Genomic DNA, 15,987 nt, shown 5'->3' with positions numbered 1-15,987 from the left:
AAAGGATCAAACTGTTTTTTGGACAGGCTGATCCTTAGAGTTAATGAAGGTGATATTATCTAGCCGGCGGCATGGTAGGCTTTTTTTAGCCAGTCCAATACTTCCGGCGAAAGTTGTTCTTCGTGATTGATCACGATTTTGTGACTGCACATGGCGTTGGCTTTGGACTCTGCTTCCAAAATCCCTTCAGGTGCCTGCCCTTTCAAATTGACTCCGATTTCAAACCGGGTTTTGGTGGCAGGAACCAGCATGGCAAATTGTTTTTTGCGCTTGATGCTCACATAGGCATTTTTGGGTGCAAACTCGATGTCTGGACCTAAGGACTCGATGCCTTTCTTAAGTTTTTCATAGATCGGCCAAAAATGCTCTTTTCCTTTGTATTGATTTTTGACCAAGTCATCGGTGTTTTCAGTGGAACCTGCATCGGACTTTAGAGCTTTGTGTGCTACTAGATTGGCAAACCCGTGGGTAAAACCATGATCTCCTTTGAGAAATTTCAGGATTTCCCCGTGTTTTTGAAGCTTTTGTTGCTGAACAATCTGAATCCAATCTTCAAGGGATTTTCCGGTGTTTTTTTGGAGATTGTCAATCATAGTTTGGGCAGCGGGATCCATGGGCTTTTTATTTAATGTTAAAATTCTACTTCACAAAAGATTGGATAATGGTCGGAGGCTTGAATCAAATCGTCTTTGATTCCCTGAATGACAGGGTTGGCTTTTTCCAAAAAAGGATTCCAGACCTGGCCTCTTAGGATTTTCATGCCTTGGCTGACCAAGATATGATCAATGAGCACATTGAATTGATCTCCGGTGATCCTGTCTCTAAATCTTCCGGAGTAGGGAGTCCATCCGTTGGCATTTAACTTGGGACGCGGCAATACAGACTTGAGAATCCATTCGGGTTTCCAGAGGTCCCCGAGAATGATTTCTACAGCACTTTTGGAGAATCTGTTTTCATAAAAATCCAATTCAAAGCCATCATTGATATCACCCATGACCATGACATTCTGGCCTTTGGAAAGATATTGATCGCAACGATCCCGAATGTGCATGCATTCTCCAAACAGCCTCAAGCGATCTCTTTGGGAAATCTGCTCAAATCTCGCATAGTCCACTTTGTCAAATATCCCTTTGGATTTAGTATGGGCGATGATGACTCTGCTCAGCAATCGGTCATCTAGGGCAAGAAGGCTAAGTTCCAGAGGAGGGCGATAATGCTGGTATTGCTCCTTGATCATTCGGTTGGTAGTGTCTCTTAAAAATGGCTGATCAAATCGCTCTCCTTCTTTGACCTCGGGAGTGAAAAGAACCTTGAGTTTGTTGGTTTTATACAAAGCTCCGAGCTCTTGTTGACCGGCTGAGGGAAACCCATGAATTGCGGAATAGTTGCTTCCCGGCAGGAACTCGTTGACCCAGAGATTCAATTGTCCGGAGGTAGTTTTGATTCCACTCACCAAGGTGTCTGGACCTTCTACAATCCCGAGGAAATCTGGGTCCATAGCTTGGATAACTCTGGCCAATTGTCGGCTTCTGGCAGCTGGTTTTCCGGTGGTTTTGGGACTTCCATCGGATTCAAAAAGCTCCCGCATCCATTCTACATTATATACTGCAATTTTGAGTTTCATAAAAAAGGCTTTTGAGATAAAACAGTCCTATAAGTTACTATTTTACCGCAAAAGCCTGATTTTTTGAGGGATAAAATCCCTATACTTTGATATAAATCTTTTTTTTATCCATGATAAAGCCAATAATCCAAATCAATAACATATAGCTAATGGCAAACAAAAAGGAAGCGTTTTTTGGACCTAGCCATGAGGTAAAGAAGTTTTGATACAACCAACCTTTGAAGGTAGTTTCCCCCATCGGAATCATGGAAAAAATTGAGATTACGACCCCGGAAAGCACATAAAGTACTAAAGGATTTCTTCCGAAGGCCTGAAAAAAATAAGTCCATCGGGTTAATTTTTGAATTTCGACCATATAGACCAATCCAGCCAATAAAACCACTCCCCAGCCTATGGTAAGTAAGGTATAGGAACTGGTCCAGATTTTTTTGTTGATTGGGAAAGCAAGATCCCAGAGATAGCTGGTGGCGATTAGGATTATTCCTGAAATCAATAAAAACTTTACCGTTTCGAGCGTATTTCCTTTTTTCTGGATGAGCTTTCCGACTATATATCCTGCGATGACATTTACTGTAGAAGTGAGCGTGCTAAGCAATCCTTCTGGGTCAAAAGGGATTCCTTCTCCCATGTACATTCTTTTCTCTCCAATCAAGGCTAAATCCAATTTGAGTTGAGCATTTCCTGCTAGGCTATAAGGGTCTCCTGGTTCTCCAAATAGGGAAGCCAAAAGCCAGTATCCCAAGAGTGCTAATCCGCTAAAAATCCACCCCAACTTTTCTCCACCCCAATAAAGGACCAGTGCAGCTAGGAGATAGCTAAGGGCAATTCTTTGCAAAACTCCCATAAAGCGAACGGCACTCAGGTCTATGAAGACCATTTCCCCCGCTTCATTGTAATCGAAAAAGGGGAATGCATTCAGAAGCCATCCTATCGCGAAAATCAAAAAAGCCCGTTTGAAGACTTTTCGATAAAAGTCACTGGGATTCATTTCTTTAAGCTTTTTGAGGGCAAAGCTCATCGCATTTCCCACCACAAAAAGGAAGGTTGGAAAGACCAAGTCGGTGGGAGTGAATCCGTGCCAATCTGCATGGGCCAAAGGAGCATATAAATTACTCCAACTTCCCGGTGTATTCACTATGATCATAAAGGCAATGGTCATGCCCCGAAGGACATCTAAGGCCAGATAGCGATTATTCAGGGTTTTTTGTTGCTGGTCTATTGACATAAGGTTGTGTTTTGGGTGCTTGGGTCTCAGGATAAGATTGATTTAGGAAGCTAAGTCTAGTATTCTAAACTCAATTTTCATAATGGAATTTGAGGAGGGGTAGAGAAGAGTGATTGTTAGAAAAATGCAAAATATATACTTAGAAATGTTTTATAATCAATAAAATATGTATTACTTACATAGGAATGTTTCAATAGATTGTTTCACTTAATTTGTTTTTTTATGAAATATTTAATGCCTTTAAGAATTGTTTTTGCCCTAGCCATCGTTCTTTTTTCCTGCAAAACTGAGAATTCCCAAAGTCTGGTTCCAAAAGGATATGAGGATGGAGTTTTAGTTTTTTTTAAGGTGGAGTTTTTTGACCAAGAGTTAGAAAGCTTAGATGAGGATGGGATTTCCAGACTGAAAGAGAAAGTCCAAAAACATGTTAGTGAAGAATTTGAGGGCTTGGAAGTGGATTTGAAGGAAATCCATTTCGGTAAGGATTCCTGGTTTTTTGCTGAAAAGATTAATTCAAGTCAATTAAAGCAATTAGAAAGAGGAGTTTCTGGGGAGTTCTTGAATGAATTTGTTTCCAACGATCATCTGGATCTTCAGGGAAGAAAGCCGATGATGCAAAGTAATCCCATTCCACAGGGAAGAAAACCACAAATGCAGGAGGATTGGAGGTACGACGCCGCTCGGAATGCCAATGATTTTGTGGTTTGGGTTGGTGGAGGAATGGTTGGACAGGCTCCGTCTCACAAAACGGTTTGGATTGTGGATACCGGGATTGATAAGGAGCATCAAGATCTCAATGGGGTGGTGGTTACAAACTTGGGATATAGCGCTCAATCAACTTCAGAATTTAAGGATGAAAATGGACATGGGACGATGATAGCCGGGATCATAGGAGCTATCTCTTATAATCAAAACAACCCATTGGGCAAAAGAGACAGTATCGGGATTAATGGAATTTATCCCGGAGCCAGAATGGTATCCGTGAAAGTTTTGGATGAAAAAGGGAATTCCAATATGAGTAAATTATCCAAAGGGGTGGATTATATTTTAGCGAATGCCCAACCAGGAGATGTTGTAAATATGAGCTTGGGACGGGAAAACAATAATAATTGTAACTGGGGTAGATTGGATGATAAAATTCGGGATTTGGCCTCAAAAGGTATTTATGTTGTTTTTTCTGCAGGCAATGAAACTTCTTCGAATTCGGACAATTTCCCCTCATGCCTTGCTGATGGTAATTTCCTATTGAGTGTAGGATCAATGAATATGTTCTGTGAAGGAGATCATTTGATTTTCTCAAGCTTTTCAAATTATGGAGAAATGTCCTCAGGAAGTTCAACTCTTCCCATTTGGCTGGCTCCGGGAGAACAGATATTCACCACCTTCAAAACAACCTCAACCAACAAAGGGGTGTATGCCATGGGGTCCGGAACATCTTATTCTGCAGCCTTTATGTCTGGCTTATTGTACAAGCTTTCAGGAAAGCCTTCAGGGACCACACAAATACTTCGTGGAGGGGATGGAATAAGCTATCCTGTAGCCAAAATTGAATAATTAACCTGTGAGAATCCGGTGAGATTCTCTAAAACCCTTTCTTATGATAAAACTCAAATTAATTGGATTTGCGGTACTAGCTGTTTTTTTACTTTCTACCGAGACAGTTTATTCCCAACGATTCGTAGTCTTGATGAAGGAGAGCTTCGAACAATCTGTAAAAAAGACTGGACAAGATAATCCAAATCGGCTAAGAAAAGCCCAAGACAATCAACAGCGCCGAAACCAGAAAATAGACAAAGTGAATGGATTTGCCCGAAACAAGGGGATAGAAGTACCTAGAGGAAAAGCCTTTGTGGATGGAACCGTGGGCTTTGTGGCAAATCTTAGCATGTCTCAAGTAAGCGAGCTTCAAAGTGACCCTGATGTGGCTGGAGTTTTTCCTGATTTTACTATCCAAAGTACCAGACCTCAAATGCAATCCCGTCCAAGAATGCAGGGTGATCCCATTCGAGAAGCTGAATTTTACGACCCAAATTCAAAATCAAGCTGTGCTGTGCCCTTGATTGGAGGAAGTCAGACCAGTCGTTCCAATTCATCCATTTGGATCATAGATTCTGGAGTTGACGGTTCCCATGTTGACCTCAATGTGAATTCCAATCCTTTATTGTCTGTTTCCTTCGTAGAAAATGAGCTTAATCCTTTGATTGATCAAATCGGACATGGGACTCATTGTGCGGGTTTGGCTGCAGGTAAAGGTGCCGGCAATCCCGGGGTAACGGGAATGTCTTCGGGGGCTGAGATTATTTCGGTCAAAATCCTAGATAGCAATGGCATCGGCACTTGGTCTCAATTGATCCTTGCCTTGGATCATGTGGCAAAATATGGAGTGAAAGGAGATGTGGTCTTGATGAGCCTTGGAGGAGGAAATGAATGTAACAATGACCCAGTCTTAAGAGATTTGATTACCAGCTTGGGAAATGACAGAATCTTTGTGGTGATGTCAGCAGGTAATGATGGTATGATGTCTAGCCAAAATCTTCCGGGTTGTATTGACGGTCAAAATATTGTAACGGTCGGAGCCTTGGATTTTACCTGTGATGGTCTTCAAGGCCTTGCCGGATATTCTAATACTGGAATTCCTTCCATTGACTTTGTTGCTCCGGGATCAAATATGATCTCGACTTTCCCAAATAATCAATACCAAGTAATGTCAGGAACCTCAATGGCTGCTGCATTGGTGGCAGGTTTGATTCATTCTACTGGTAGTTTGCCAAGAACTATTGGAAGTACACAAGCCAATGGAATTACTTATCCCTTTGCAGGGAGGTAGGTTCGAGGGTTTGATTAAGCTTGCTTATTTCTGTTTTGATTTTCGAAGAGAGTCTTGCATACTCAGGTGATTTTCGATATTCCTCAAAAACAGGATTATAATCAATAATAAATAAATCCCTCCAACCTCTGTCAAAGGCGAGATTCAGGTACTTATTTGCCTCCCTGATCTCGCCTTTGATTATTTTGGCGATTGCCAAGTCTAAAGGAAGATTAAAGTCTTCATCTCCCTCCAAAATAGCATCATGTCTTAGCTCTATTCCCTGATCCAGATATTGATTGGCTAATACTGTATTTCCGTTTAGTTTTAGAATATAGGCCAGTTTGACTGGGACGAGATAGTAAGGGTCATTTTCAAAGTCACTCGTCACTGCGATGGATTTTTCGAAGTATTCTCTTGCCGATTCCAGATCCTCCAAGTGGAAAGCCACCAAGCCTGCAACAGCCAAGGTATTCGAATCTTCCACGTCTTTCAGGATTTCAGGAATCAGGGCAGCAGCTTCTTTCTTTTTTCCAATGCTTATTAAATTATAGGCTAATTGCTCGTAATTGATGGCGTTTTCTTGAATTTCGATAGCTTTTCGAAGAAAATAATCCGCGTTGTCCGCATCTCCCAGAATCCTGTATATCCATCCGGAAATTTGATAAGGTAAAAACGCACGGGGATTTAAAGAGGCAGATTTAGCCTGAAGCTTCAGAGATTTCACGAGCTCTCCCTGTGAGAAATAAATCGTTGCCAAATTCCCTGTGGTTCTGCTCAGATTAGGCTTGTAGGCCAAGGCTTTTTCAAATGAGATTTTAGCGTATTCATTCTTGCCTTGGTAGTAATAATTTATCCCTTTAGAGCTATAAGCTTCTGCTAAGGTCGGCTCTATGGCCAATGCCTTATCACTGGCTTCCATGCTCGAATCCAGCCAAGTCATACCCAGACCATAAGAGGGCATTTGAGAAAAAGCATCTGCCAGGCCGGCATACGCCAAGGCGTAATTTGGATCAATTTTGATAGCCTGCTTGAAATAGGAAATCGCTTTGGGATTTGCCTCTCTGTTGTATTTGAAGTAATAATTTTTTGCTTTCAGGTAAAGGTCATAGGCCTCTGGACTTGTGGTTTGAGTTTTTCCGATCTGGAATAGTTCCTGGGAGCTGAGGTTAGCATTTAGCGCTCTTGCAATTTCCCTAGCGATGGTGTTTTGGATACTGACGATCCCGGTGTTTTCACGGGTATAAGTTTCCGACCAAATATTTTTCGAATTGGCGATATCGACCAATCGGACATTGACCTGAACCTTTGAGCCAATAAAGTCCACGCTGCCTTTTAAGACTGTGGTGACATCAAATATTTTCCCAATAGAATCCAAAGAAAGCTCGGTTCCTTTAAAATTCTCCACCTGCTCAAATGGAACTACCCGAATGGAGTCAATTTCAGAAAGTTGGTATATGATATCCCCGGTAAGACCTTCTGAGAAATACTCATGACCGGCATCCTGGCTTAAATTTTCGAAAGGAAGCACGGCAATTGATTTTTCCTGTCCCCATTTCGTTCCCTGAAAAAAGAGAGAATAGATCAAAGCCGAGATCAGGATCAAAAAGGCTCCTGCGACTCCCCATCTGATCCATGGATTCCGCTCCTGATACTTGATATTCTGAAGAATCTCTGCCTTTTTGGGTATGGTCAAAGGAGGATTGGTAAGCGCATGAAGCTCAACTTTGTGAGCTACATTTTTAAGCTCAAAAGAACCTATCGCCAGCGTGGAAAACTTATTGTTTTTCCCAAGCTTTTGAATGAGTTGACCAGAAACCAAGATGCTGTTTGGGACTCCAACACTTTGAATTCGGGAACTCTGATTGACTGCGTCTCCGAAAACATCCCCATGATCAAAAATGATGTCTCCACAATGAAGTCCTATTCTCAACTGGAATTTATTGTATTCCATGCAGGCCTTCTGTATCTCCAAAGAGGCATTTAGAGCATCTTCTGGGGTATCAAAAACCCCCAAAATACCATCACCCAATTCTTTGACCACCTGACCACCATAGTTTGAAAAAATCCGCTGATGGGTAGCCAAGTTGTCCTTCATCAACTGAAATGCAGCATCCTCATCTATTCCCATCAATCGGGTGTATCCGACTATATCTGAAAAAAATACTGTGGCTTGCTTTCGAACGAGTTCTGGATTCATGCTTTTAAAATTCTAAGAGAAAGAACCCTCTTATTCGCTCAAGCTAGGGAATTTTGAATTTATATAAAATACCAACTTATTCCACAAAGTGGAATTTACCAATTACCGGTTGGATTTTAGGGATAGACCCGTGAACTATTGGGATAAAGTCTGTTCCGACTTCAAGAAATTAGAATCAATAAATGAAAATCTCATCTACAAAAACCCAACCTTTCGACCCTGCGCCGGGATGCCATTTGGGTAGCTGACTGATTGGCTTCAAGGTTAACCTTATTTCCTCAAAAGACTCTTTCGGAAGTTCATATTTGAGTAGTTCGTATCTCACCTCTCCGAATTTTTCAGATTGTGAGGGGGAATCAATTTTTACTTTTTTCCAGGTTCCATTCGAAGAAATCCACAAATCCACCGACTCTGGAGGGAAGATATAGGCGCTTTCATTCAAGAGGAGACTTGCCTGAAGCTGTTTAGGAGGCGCTTGAGGATTAATTTTGAGAATTACCTCAAAGGGTTTTTCGGAATATCCCAACCATTCTCCTGAAGTATGGTTGGCTTTGCCTTTTACTCCGTCAAATAGTGTTTGGACTTCCTGAGCTTTGTACTTGGGATTAGGCTCATGGGTTAAGCTTGCTGACTCAGGTTTTCTTCCTTTTTTAAATAAAACTGCCTTGACTGGGGAGCTTCCTATCCATTCAGGGGCAAAAGCTTTGACTTTGATTTCACTGGATTCCTTTATGAAGATCACATTGGAATAAATAAGACTGGAAGTGCTGTCCGGTTCACTGCCATCCAAGGTGTATCGGAGTTGAGCTGACCGGATTGGATGGGACAATTCGATTTTAGCAGAATCTCCAAACATCGAATTTTCAAATTCAATTTTTGGAGGGTTAAGCGCCAGAATTACCCCTTTGCTATTGAATCCAAAATCAATTTTGGTCTTTTGGAGATTCTTTTGAAGCTCTTTTTTCTGCTCTTCCGAAAGTCCGGATTCCCAGAAATACAAATAATTGAGTTGGTTTAGCTTGGAAAGCGGAGCCATACTCTCTGGACCAAGATTATTTCCGGAAATGGCCAGTTTTTTAAGGTTTGGCAATTTCTCCAAAACCTGTATTTGGTCTGGCTGAAGTCCGGTGAAGTTCATCTGTAGTTCTTCCAGATTTTTCAAATCTTCCAAAAACTGCAAAGAAACACCTTCCAAAGGCATCCGATTTAGGTTCACCTTGACGACTTGATTTTTGATTTTTTTAAAGTCTTTCAGGGAATTGGGGTCAAAGGAAGATGCTCCAAAATAGGCTACCTCCAAAGCAGGGGATTCAGGATGAAGAGGCTTTACTTTTCTGAAGAAATTATTGAGTGACTGGATGTCTGAATCGGAGGCAGGATCGAATTCATAAGTTTTTTGAGCGGAAAATTTTTGTGAGGCTAGGATGTATAGGGGACTGGTCTCTTCTAGTTCACTTATTTTTTGGTCAAAACTTGCTCCAGAAGCTACCCAAGTTTTCAAAAGCTCAATTTCCTCATCTGTTAATTGAGTTTTGTTTTTGGGAGGCATATGTTCTTCATCTTCCAGTGGCAGATGGATTTTCTGAAGAAATAGGGAGTTTTCTGGATCTCCAGCCACCAAGAAGGGGCCGGATTCTCCGCCTTTTTTCAATGCTTCCAAATCATCCAACCGAAGTTCGCCTTTGATTTTTCCTTCTTTATGGCAGGAAATGCATTTGGTTTCAAAAATCGGCATTACCAGATCTCCAAAGATTTCAGCTTCCTCCAAAGCGATTTGTTTCTCCTCTTTAGATTGGATAGGGGCCAACAAAAAGTCTTCCCCATGGGTAAGATTTGCGCCGAAATGACCAGTCAAAATCAAGCAAATAGCCAAAAATGAACTGAATGTTTTTTGAGATAGATTGGGTTTTTTGACTAAAAAATAGATGAAAATAGAAAGTGCCAACGAAATAATTCCCAGCCACTTATGCCAATCAAGAGAGTTCCCTTCGTAATCTTCGGCTGCTAAAATTAAGCCGGCCACTACAGTAATTCCGGCAAAATTAGACCCAAGCAAGAGAAACATCCTGCCAGCATCTTTCCAAGTCTGCTCTTTAATCCAAATTGTCGCAATGCCCATCAGGAGAATTACGATTGGAAAATGGAGAATTAAAGGATGAAGTCTTCCGAAAACTTGGAGGAATGCTGGGATGGCCAGGTTATTTCCTCCGATGATTAAGATCGTGGTGAGTCCAAGCCAGAAAAAAAGCAGGTTTTCCAAACCTGAAATAATCCTCGAAGGTCTAGTCATTTACTCAGGCAATTAGATCTTTAACTACATTTCCATGAACATCTGTCAGTCGGTATCTTCTGCCGAGATGCTTGTAGGTCAGCTTTTCATGGTCTATTCCCATCAGGTGAAGTACAGTCGCTTGAAAATCATGCACATGAACTGGGTTTTCGGTGATATTGTATCCGAAATCGTCTGTTTCTCCATATACAATTCCGGATTTGATGCCACCGCCTGCCATGAAAATCGAGAATGCTCTCGGGTGGTGGTCTCGGCCATAATTTTCAGGAGCGATTTTCCCCTGACAGTAATTAGTACGACCAAATTCTCCTCCCCAAATGACCAAGGTTTCGTCTAATAGTCCCCTTTGTTTCAAATCTGTAATCAAAGCTGCCGAAGCCTGGTCCACATCCTTGGCTTGGCCGATCATCTGGTTGGGTAAATTGTCGTGAGCGTCCCAGCCTTGATGGTAGAGTTGGACAAACCGAACTCCATTTTCGGAAAGCTTTCGGGCCAATAGGCAATTGGCAGCGTAGGTACCGGGAACAAGACATTCTGGACCGTAAAGTTTGATGATACTGTCCGGTTCTTTGGTGATATCGGTGATCTCCGGAACCGCCGTCTGCATCCGGAAGGCCATTTCATATTGCTGAATTTTCGCTGTGATTTCGGGATCGTTGAATTGTTGATAAGACAAGTCATTCATTGCAGCTATCTGGTCCAGCATTTTTCGTCTTTGATCTCTGGACATACCATCAGGATCACTGAGGTAAAGTACAGGGTCTTCTGAATTAGAGAACTGAACACCTTGATGTTTGGCATCCAAAAAACCATTTGACCAAAGTTTGGAATACACACCCTGCCCATTTCCTTTTCCCCGACTCAGCAAAACGCAGAATGCCGGAAGGTTTTCATTTTCACTTCCCAAACCATAACTCAACCAAGACCCCATGCTGGGGCGATTCCCCACTTGGGCTCCTGTTTGGAAAAACGTAAGCGCAGGATCGTGATTGATGGCTTCAGTATGCATTGATTTCACAATACACAGATCATCCACTACGGATGCCAAATGAGGGAATAGTGAAGAGATCCAAGCACGACTTTGTCCATATTGGCTGAAATCAAAATAGGAGCCTACCAAAGGGAATGAGGATTGTCCGGCCGTCATTCCGGTAAGTCTTTGACCCATTCGGATGGATTCCGGAAGTTCTTGTCCGAAATTTTTCTGAAGAAGGGGTTTGTAATCAAATGTTTCCAGCTGGGAGGGTGCTCCGTTTTGGAATAGGTAAATGATTCTTTTGGCCTTTGGAGCAAAATGAGGCAAAGCCCGCATCATGGATTCCTCAGCTTCTTTTCTCCCGTCAAATAAGCCTGGAATCAAAAGAGAACCTAAAGCTGCACTCCCAAGACCAAGACTTAATCTGGAAAGGAATTTTCTTCGGTTATGATTCAGACCTTGCTCTAATATTTCCTTCTCCATTTTAACTTTTGGTTATAGTTTCTTCCAAATTATACAAGCTGACAATGACCTGCATCAGGGCAGCGTTTTGGGCATGAATGGCCTTTGGGTTCATGGGATATTCTCCGACGTCCAATGTGCTTTGAATGCGCTCAGGTTTTTTTTCAAATTCTTTCAGTTCTGACTCAAAATACCTCAGAAGCAGGGTCTTTTCTTTGGATTTCATTTCCCTGCAAAGAATCCGCTTGAATGCTTCGTCAATTGCCTCCTCTGGATTAGCATATTTTTCAGAAAGTTTGGTCGATAAAACTCTTGAAGCCTCCAAAATCATCGGGTCATTTAGCATGACCAAGGCTTGAAGGGGCGTGTTCGTACGATTTCGGGTGATCTCACATCGGTCCCGATTACTGGAGTCAAAAATGATTGCTTTTGGAGGGGGAACGGTGAGTTTGATGAAATTATAAATTCCTCTTCGGTAGAGTTTGGATCCAGTGTCCTGAACGTAGGTAGCCAATACCCCTCGACCAGAAGTGGCTGATTCCCACAATCCGGAAGGTTGATATGGCTTGACACTTGGGCCTCCTATTTCTGAAACCAATAGTCCGCTGCTGGACAAAACTAAATCTTGAATGTTTTCGGCAGGAAGTCTCAGTCTTGGAGCTCTGGCCAAATAGAAGTTGTCGGGGTCGATTTCTAAATGTTTTTGGGTGATTTCAGAGGATTGTCTGTAAGTGGAAGAAAGCAGAATTTGCTTTTGAAGCCGTTGAATATTCCAGCCGTTTTCCATGAAGTCAGCAGCAAGCCAATTTAGAAGCTCGGGGTGGGTTGGCAGGTCTCCCTGCATCCCAAAATCTCCAGCAGATTTGACGATTCCTTTACCAAAAATCTCCTGCCAGATCAGGTTGACAAAAACCCTGGAGGTAAGTGGGTTTTCTCTTGAAGTAGCCCATTTAGCCAATCCCAACCTGTTTTTTTCCAAGTTTACTGGAAATTCAAAAATTGATTCTGGTGTGGATGGTTCCACTGGAATCGTCGGTGCATCATAAACTCCACGATCCAAAATGAAAGTGGTTCTTTTCTCATTCTCCTCCAATTCTCCCATTACCGAAATACTCAATCGGGAGGTATCAGAATGGTTAATGAAACTCAATATTCCCTTTAAATCTTCTCGTTCGACCCATAGAATTGGGGTTTTGGCAGGTTTGGAGACACTTACATCTCCTTCGAATCCTTTCTCTTTGGAATTGTTGAAAAAGGCAAAAAGCTCATAATACTCCTTCTGGGAAAATGGATCGTATTTGTGATCATGGCATTGGGCACATTCCATGGTAATTCCCAAAATCCCTTTACTGAAGGTGTTGGTTTTGTCCAGGACATATTCAATACGGTATTCCTCATCTATCACCCCGCCCTCTTCGGTGTACTTATGGTTTCTGTTGAAGGCCGTAGCAAGAATTTGCTCCTTGGTGGGGTTAGGTAAAAGGTCGCCGGCAAGCTGCCAGGTCAGGAATTGATCGTAAGGCATTTTCTTGTTATATGCGTGAATCAACCAGTCCCTATATGGCCACTGAGAACGAATGTTGTCATCCTGATAGCCATAACTATCCGAATAACGGGAAATATCCAGCCAAAGAATTGCCATTTTTTCTCCGTAGGCTGGTTGGGAAATCAGCTCGTCGAGAAGCTTTTCATAGGTGTTTCCATTCCGGAAGCCGGCATACTTTTCTAAAATCTCAGGTGAGGGAGGCAGACCTGTCAAGTCTAAACACGCTCTTTTGATTAATGTAAAAGAGTCAGCCTCTTCATTGGGCTTTAGACCCTTTTCCTTCATTTTGGCAAAGGCGAATCGATCAATCTCATTTGTGCCCCACTCTGATGAAGGTATTGAAGGCTTTTCTACTTTCATAAATGCCCAATGGGGTTCATATTTCGCTCCTTGTTCAATCCATTTTTTGATCAGGTCAATTTCCTGAGGAGAAAGGGAAAGGTTGGATTCAGGAGGAGGCATTAACTCTCCGGGATCTTGGGAAGTAATTCGGTGGTAAAGGGCGGATTCCTCGGGTTTTCCTGCAACAAGGGCAAACTGACCAGGACTTTCTTTCAATGCGGTAAATGCCCCTTCTTCTGTGTCCAGTCTCAATTCCGCTTCTCTTTTATTGGCATCCGGGCCATGACAAGCAAAACATTTGTCCGAAAGAATAGGCCGGATATGAAAATTATAGCTGATTTGATCAGTAGAAATCAAGTCCACCGAGCCAGAAGAGGAAGGTTTACAAGAACCTAATCCAAAGGTTAAGGCAATACAAGCCGCAAAAATTTTCGTCACGTTGGGCATTTGGGAAAATCGTTAAGGCTAAAAGTTATGGAAAAAATTTAAAAAAGACATACTGACTTTATTATAAAAATATTGATTCATTGAAATCATAAATTCCGGAATATTTGATACTCTTTAGTACTATATACGAAATAAAAATCCGTCATTTTTGATAATCAATAAAATATATAGGAAATATCTAAGGGATTGATTTCGAGTGAATTTACCTTTATGAGAAATAAAATTCTATGAAAAAAAACATATTTCATCTCGTTTTAGGTACGGCAATTTTAGGAATCATTTTTTCCTGTAAAACCTATAGAAATGTAGAAAATCTAAAGCCAGCTGTTTCAAAAGAGATTCAGGAGGGTCCTTTTGTTAAGGAGTCCCTATCCAAGTTAAATGAAGGAGATAAGGTGATTGTCTATCTTATTACTGGAGAGAAATATTACTTGAATTACAAGCAGATAAACGGTAAGGATTTGGTGGGGATAATTGGGAAATTGAATAAAGAAAAAATTGAACCAAATCAGCGGTTAGAAATACCAATTGATCATATCGAAAAGGTATATGTTTATAGATTTAGCGCTGCTGCTACCACTCCCGTTGTTTTGATTAGTGCGCTGGGAATTTTTGTTGGAATTGTTGCTATTATATGGTCGTCAGGAGGTGGTTTTGGCTGGTAATAAAAAAGCCACTCTTTTGAGTGGCTTTTCCAATTCATAATCTGAATAGAATCATTTTTTAATTACTGAGAAATCAAATGTTTCCAAGAACTTGGTGGTGAAGTCACCTTCCTTGAATTTCTCATTTTCCAACAACGCAATGTGGAAAGGAATGGTGGTTTTGATGCCATCAATCACAAACTCTTCCAATGCCCTTTTCATTCTCACGATGACTTCCTCTCTTGATTGTCCGCTGACGATCAGCTTTGCAATCATGGAATCATAATTGGGTGGAATGACATATCCTGCATAGACATGTGAGTCAACTCTAACACCGCGACCTCCTGGAATGTGAAGATTTAGGATCTTTCCTGGACTTGGTCGGAAGCCATTTGCAGGGTCTTCTGCATTGATTCGGCATTCCATGGCATACAGCTTTGGGAAATAATTTCTTCCTGAGATAGTTTCTCCTGCCGCCACTTTGATTTGTTCTTTGATCAAATCAAAGTCGGTCACTTCTTCAGTGATTGGATGCTCCACCTGGATTCTGGTGTTCATCTCCATGAAGTAGAAGTTGCGATGCTTGTCAACCAAGAATTCAATGGTACCAGCACCTTCATATCCAATGGCTTCAGCACCTTTGATGGCCGCTTTACCCATGGCTTCACGAAGTTCATCCGTGATGAAAGGAGAAGGAGTTTCTTCTACCAATTTTTGATGTCTTCTTTGAATAGAACAATCTCTTTCGGAGAGGTGACAAGCTTTTCCGGTTTTGTCGCCGACAATCTGGATCTCAATATGTCTTGGCTCTTCTACGAATTTTTCCAAATACAAACCATCGTTTCCGAAGGCTGCACCGGATTCCATTCTAGCATCATCCCAAGCTTTCTGAAATTCCTTTTCCTCTTTGACAATTCTCATTCCACGTCCACCACCACCGGCAGTAGCTTTTAGAATGACCGGATAGCCCATTTCTGCGGCAATTTTTTTGCCTTGGCTTACACTTTCCAATAGACCATCTGATCCTGGAATAGTAGGTACGCCAGCTTCTTTCATGGTTGCTTTTGCAGTAGCTTTATCGCCCATTTTAGCGATCATGTCCGGAGAGGCACCGATAAACTTGATTCCGTATTCATCACAGATTCTGGAGAACTCGGCATTTTCGGAAAGGAATCCATATCCCGGGTGAATAGCATCTGCGTTGGTGATTTCCGCTGCGGCAATGATTCTTGGGATATTCAAATAGGATTCACGGCTTGGAGCAGGACCTATACATACAGCCTCGTCAGCAAACCTGACGTGTAAGCTGTCTTTATCAGCTGTGGAGTAAACCGCAACAGTCTTGATCCCCATTTCCTTGCAGGTACGGATCACTCTAAGTGCGATTTCGCCTCTATTTGCGATTAATATTTTTTTGAACACGTT

General features: G+C 41.8%; 11 protein-coding genes. 3 read left to right on the top strand and 8 right to left on the bottom strand.

Going from position 1 to position 15,987, the window contains the following annotated elements; all coding sequences use genetic code 11:
• Positions 1 to 59: 59 nt before the first annotated feature.
• The 3 genes from G458_RS0100180 to G458_RS0100170 all read right to left on the bottom strand — a co-directional run bounded on the left by G458_RS0100180 (position 60) and on the right by G458_RS0100170 (position 2,849).
• A complete protein-coding gene (locus tag G458_RS0100180; protein ID WP_322786233.1) occupies positions 60 to 593 on the bottom strand; it encodes a DUF5655 domain-containing protein in 534 nt (177 codons plus the stop codon).
• A gap of 38 nt (positions 594 to 631) precedes the next feature.
• Positions 632 to 1,624, bottom strand: a complete 993-nt coding sequence (locus tag G458_RS0100175) for an endonuclease/exonuclease/phosphatase family protein (protein ID WP_026950105.1) — start codon at positions 1,622 to 1,624, stop codon at positions 632 to 634.
• A 79-nt stretch (positions 1,625 to 1,703) separates the two neighbouring features.
• The gene (locus G458_RS0100170) at positions 1,704 to 2,849 is read right to left on the bottom strand and encodes an acyltransferase family protein (RefSeq protein WP_035467499.1); all 1,146 of its coding nucleotides are present in this window, start codon (positions 2,847 to 2,849) and stop codon (positions 1,704 to 1,706) included.
• Between the two features lie 222 nt (positions 2,850 to 3,071).
• Here G458_RS0100170 and G458_RS21260 point away from each other — a divergent pair, with 222 nt between their 5' ends.
• Both G458_RS21260 and G458_RS21255 read left to right on the top strand, forming a co-directional pair.
• A complete protein-coding gene (locus G458_RS21260) occupies positions 3,072 to 4,403 on the top strand; it encodes a S8 family peptidase (protein WP_084438789.1) in 1,332 nt (443 codons plus the stop codon).
• Between the two features lie 43 nt (positions 4,404 to 4,446).
• Positions 4,447 to 5,676, top strand: coding sequence for a S8 family peptidase (locus tag G458_RS21255; protein WP_051286922.1), 1,230 nt, complete (start codon positions 4,447 to 4,449; stop codon positions 5,674 to 5,676).
• Here the strand turns inward: G458_RS21255 and G458_RS0100155 are convergent.
• From G458_RS0100155 to G458_RS0100140, 4 genes are all read right to left on the bottom strand, one after another.
• Positions 5,651 to 7,855, bottom strand: a complete 2,205-nt coding sequence (locus tag G458_RS0100155) for an adenylate/guanylate cyclase domain-containing protein (protein ID WP_026950103.1) — start codon at positions 7,853 to 7,855, stop codon at positions 5,651 to 5,653. The genes G458_RS21255 and G458_RS0100155 overlap by 26 nt on opposite strands.
• A 175-nt stretch (positions 7,856 to 8,030) precedes the next feature.
• Positions 8,031 to 10,145 carry a c-type cytochrome domain-containing protein gene (locus G458_RS0100150; protein ID WP_026950102.1) on the bottom strand — a complete coding sequence of 705 codons (2,115 nt, stop codon included), beginning with the start codon at positions 10,143 to 10,145 and terminating at the stop codon, positions 8,031 to 8,033.
• 4 nt (positions 10,146 to 10,149) lie between these two features.
• Positions 10,150 to 11,604 carry a DUF1501 domain-containing protein gene (locus G458_RS0100145; RefSeq protein WP_026950101.1) on the bottom strand — a complete coding sequence of 485 codons (1,455 nt, stop codon included), beginning with the start codon at positions 11,602 to 11,604 and terminating at the stop codon, positions 10,150 to 10,152.
• Position 11,605: 1 nt separating this feature from the next.
• Positions 11,606 to 13,918: a PSD1 and planctomycete cytochrome C domain-containing protein gene (locus G458_RS0100140; RefSeq protein WP_084438788.1), complete on the bottom strand. Its 2,313-nt coding sequence runs from the start codon at positions 13,916 to 13,918 to the stop codon at positions 11,606 to 11,608.
• A gap of 227 nt (positions 13,919 to 14,145) precedes the next feature.
• Here G458_RS0100140 and G458_RS0100135 point away from each other — a divergent pair, with 227 nt between their 5' ends.
• Positions 14,146 to 14,583 (top strand): hypothetical protein, encoded by a 438-nt coding sequence (locus tag G458_RS0100135; RefSeq protein ID WP_026950099.1) that lies wholly within the window; start codon positions 14,146 to 14,148, stop codon positions 14,581 to 14,583.
• A 51-nt stretch (positions 14,584 to 14,634) separates the two neighbouring features.
• Here G458_RS0100135 and accC read toward each other — a convergent pair whose 3' ends face one another.
• Positions 14,635 to 15,984 (bottom strand): acetyl-CoA carboxylase biotin carboxylase subunit, encoded by a 1,350-nt coding sequence (accC, locus tag G458_RS0100130; protein ID WP_026950098.1) that lies wholly within the window; start codon positions 15,982 to 15,984, stop codon positions 14,635 to 14,637.
• Positions 15,985 to 15,987: the final 3 nt, after the last annotated feature.

This window comes from Algoriphagus mannitolivorans DSM 15301, from assembly GCF_000429425.1.
Lineage (GTDB): Bacteria > Bacteroidota > Bacteroidia > Cytophagales > Cyclobacteriaceae > Algoriphagus > Algoriphagus mannitolivorans.
The sequence above is the reverse complement of the archived record's forward strand: the minus strand, read 5'-3'. Positions and strand labels throughout refer to the sequence as shown.

Excerpts from the sequence above, each read along its gene's own strand:
- G458_RS0100150 (WP_026950102.1), bottom strand. The coding sequence starts at position 10,145 with ATGACTAGACCTTCGAGGATTATTTCAGGTTTGGAAAACCTGCTTTTT.
- G458_RS0100170 (WP_035467499.1), bottom strand. The coding sequence starts at position 2,849 with ATGTCAATAGACCAGCAACAAAAAACCCTGAATAATCGCTATCTGGCC.
- G458_RS21255 (WP_051286922.1), top strand. The coding sequence starts at position 4,447 with ATGATAAAACTCAAATTAATTGGATTTGCGGTACTAGCTGTTTTTTTA.
- G458_RS0100140 (WP_084438788.1), bottom strand. The coding sequence starts at position 13,918 with ATGCCCAACGTGACGAAAATTTTTGCGGCTTGTATTGCCTTAACCTTT.
- G458_RS0100175 (WP_026950105.1), bottom strand. The coding sequence starts at position 1,624 with ATGAAACTCAAAATTGCAGTATATAATGTAGAATGGATGCGGGAGCTT.
- G458_RS0100145 (WP_026950101.1), bottom strand. The coding sequence starts at position 11,604 with ATGGAGAAGGAAATATTAGAGCAAGGTCTGAATCATAACCGAAGAAAA.
- G458_RS0100155 (WP_026950103.1), bottom strand. The coding sequence starts at position 7,855 with ATGAATCCAGAACTCGTTCGAAAGCAAGCCACAGTATTTTTTTCAGAT.
- G458_RS0100180 (WP_322786233.1), bottom strand. The coding sequence starts at position 593 with ATGATTGACAATCTCCAAAAAAACACCGGAAAATCCCTTGAAGATTGG.
- G458_RS21260 (WP_084438789.1), top strand. The coding sequence starts at position 3,072 with ATGAAATATTTAATGCCTTTAAGAATTGTTTTTGCCCTAGCCATCGTT.
- G458_RS0100135 (WP_026950099.1), top strand. The coding sequence starts at position 14,146 with ATGAAAAAAAACATATTTCATCTCGTTTTAGGTACGGCAATTTTAGGA.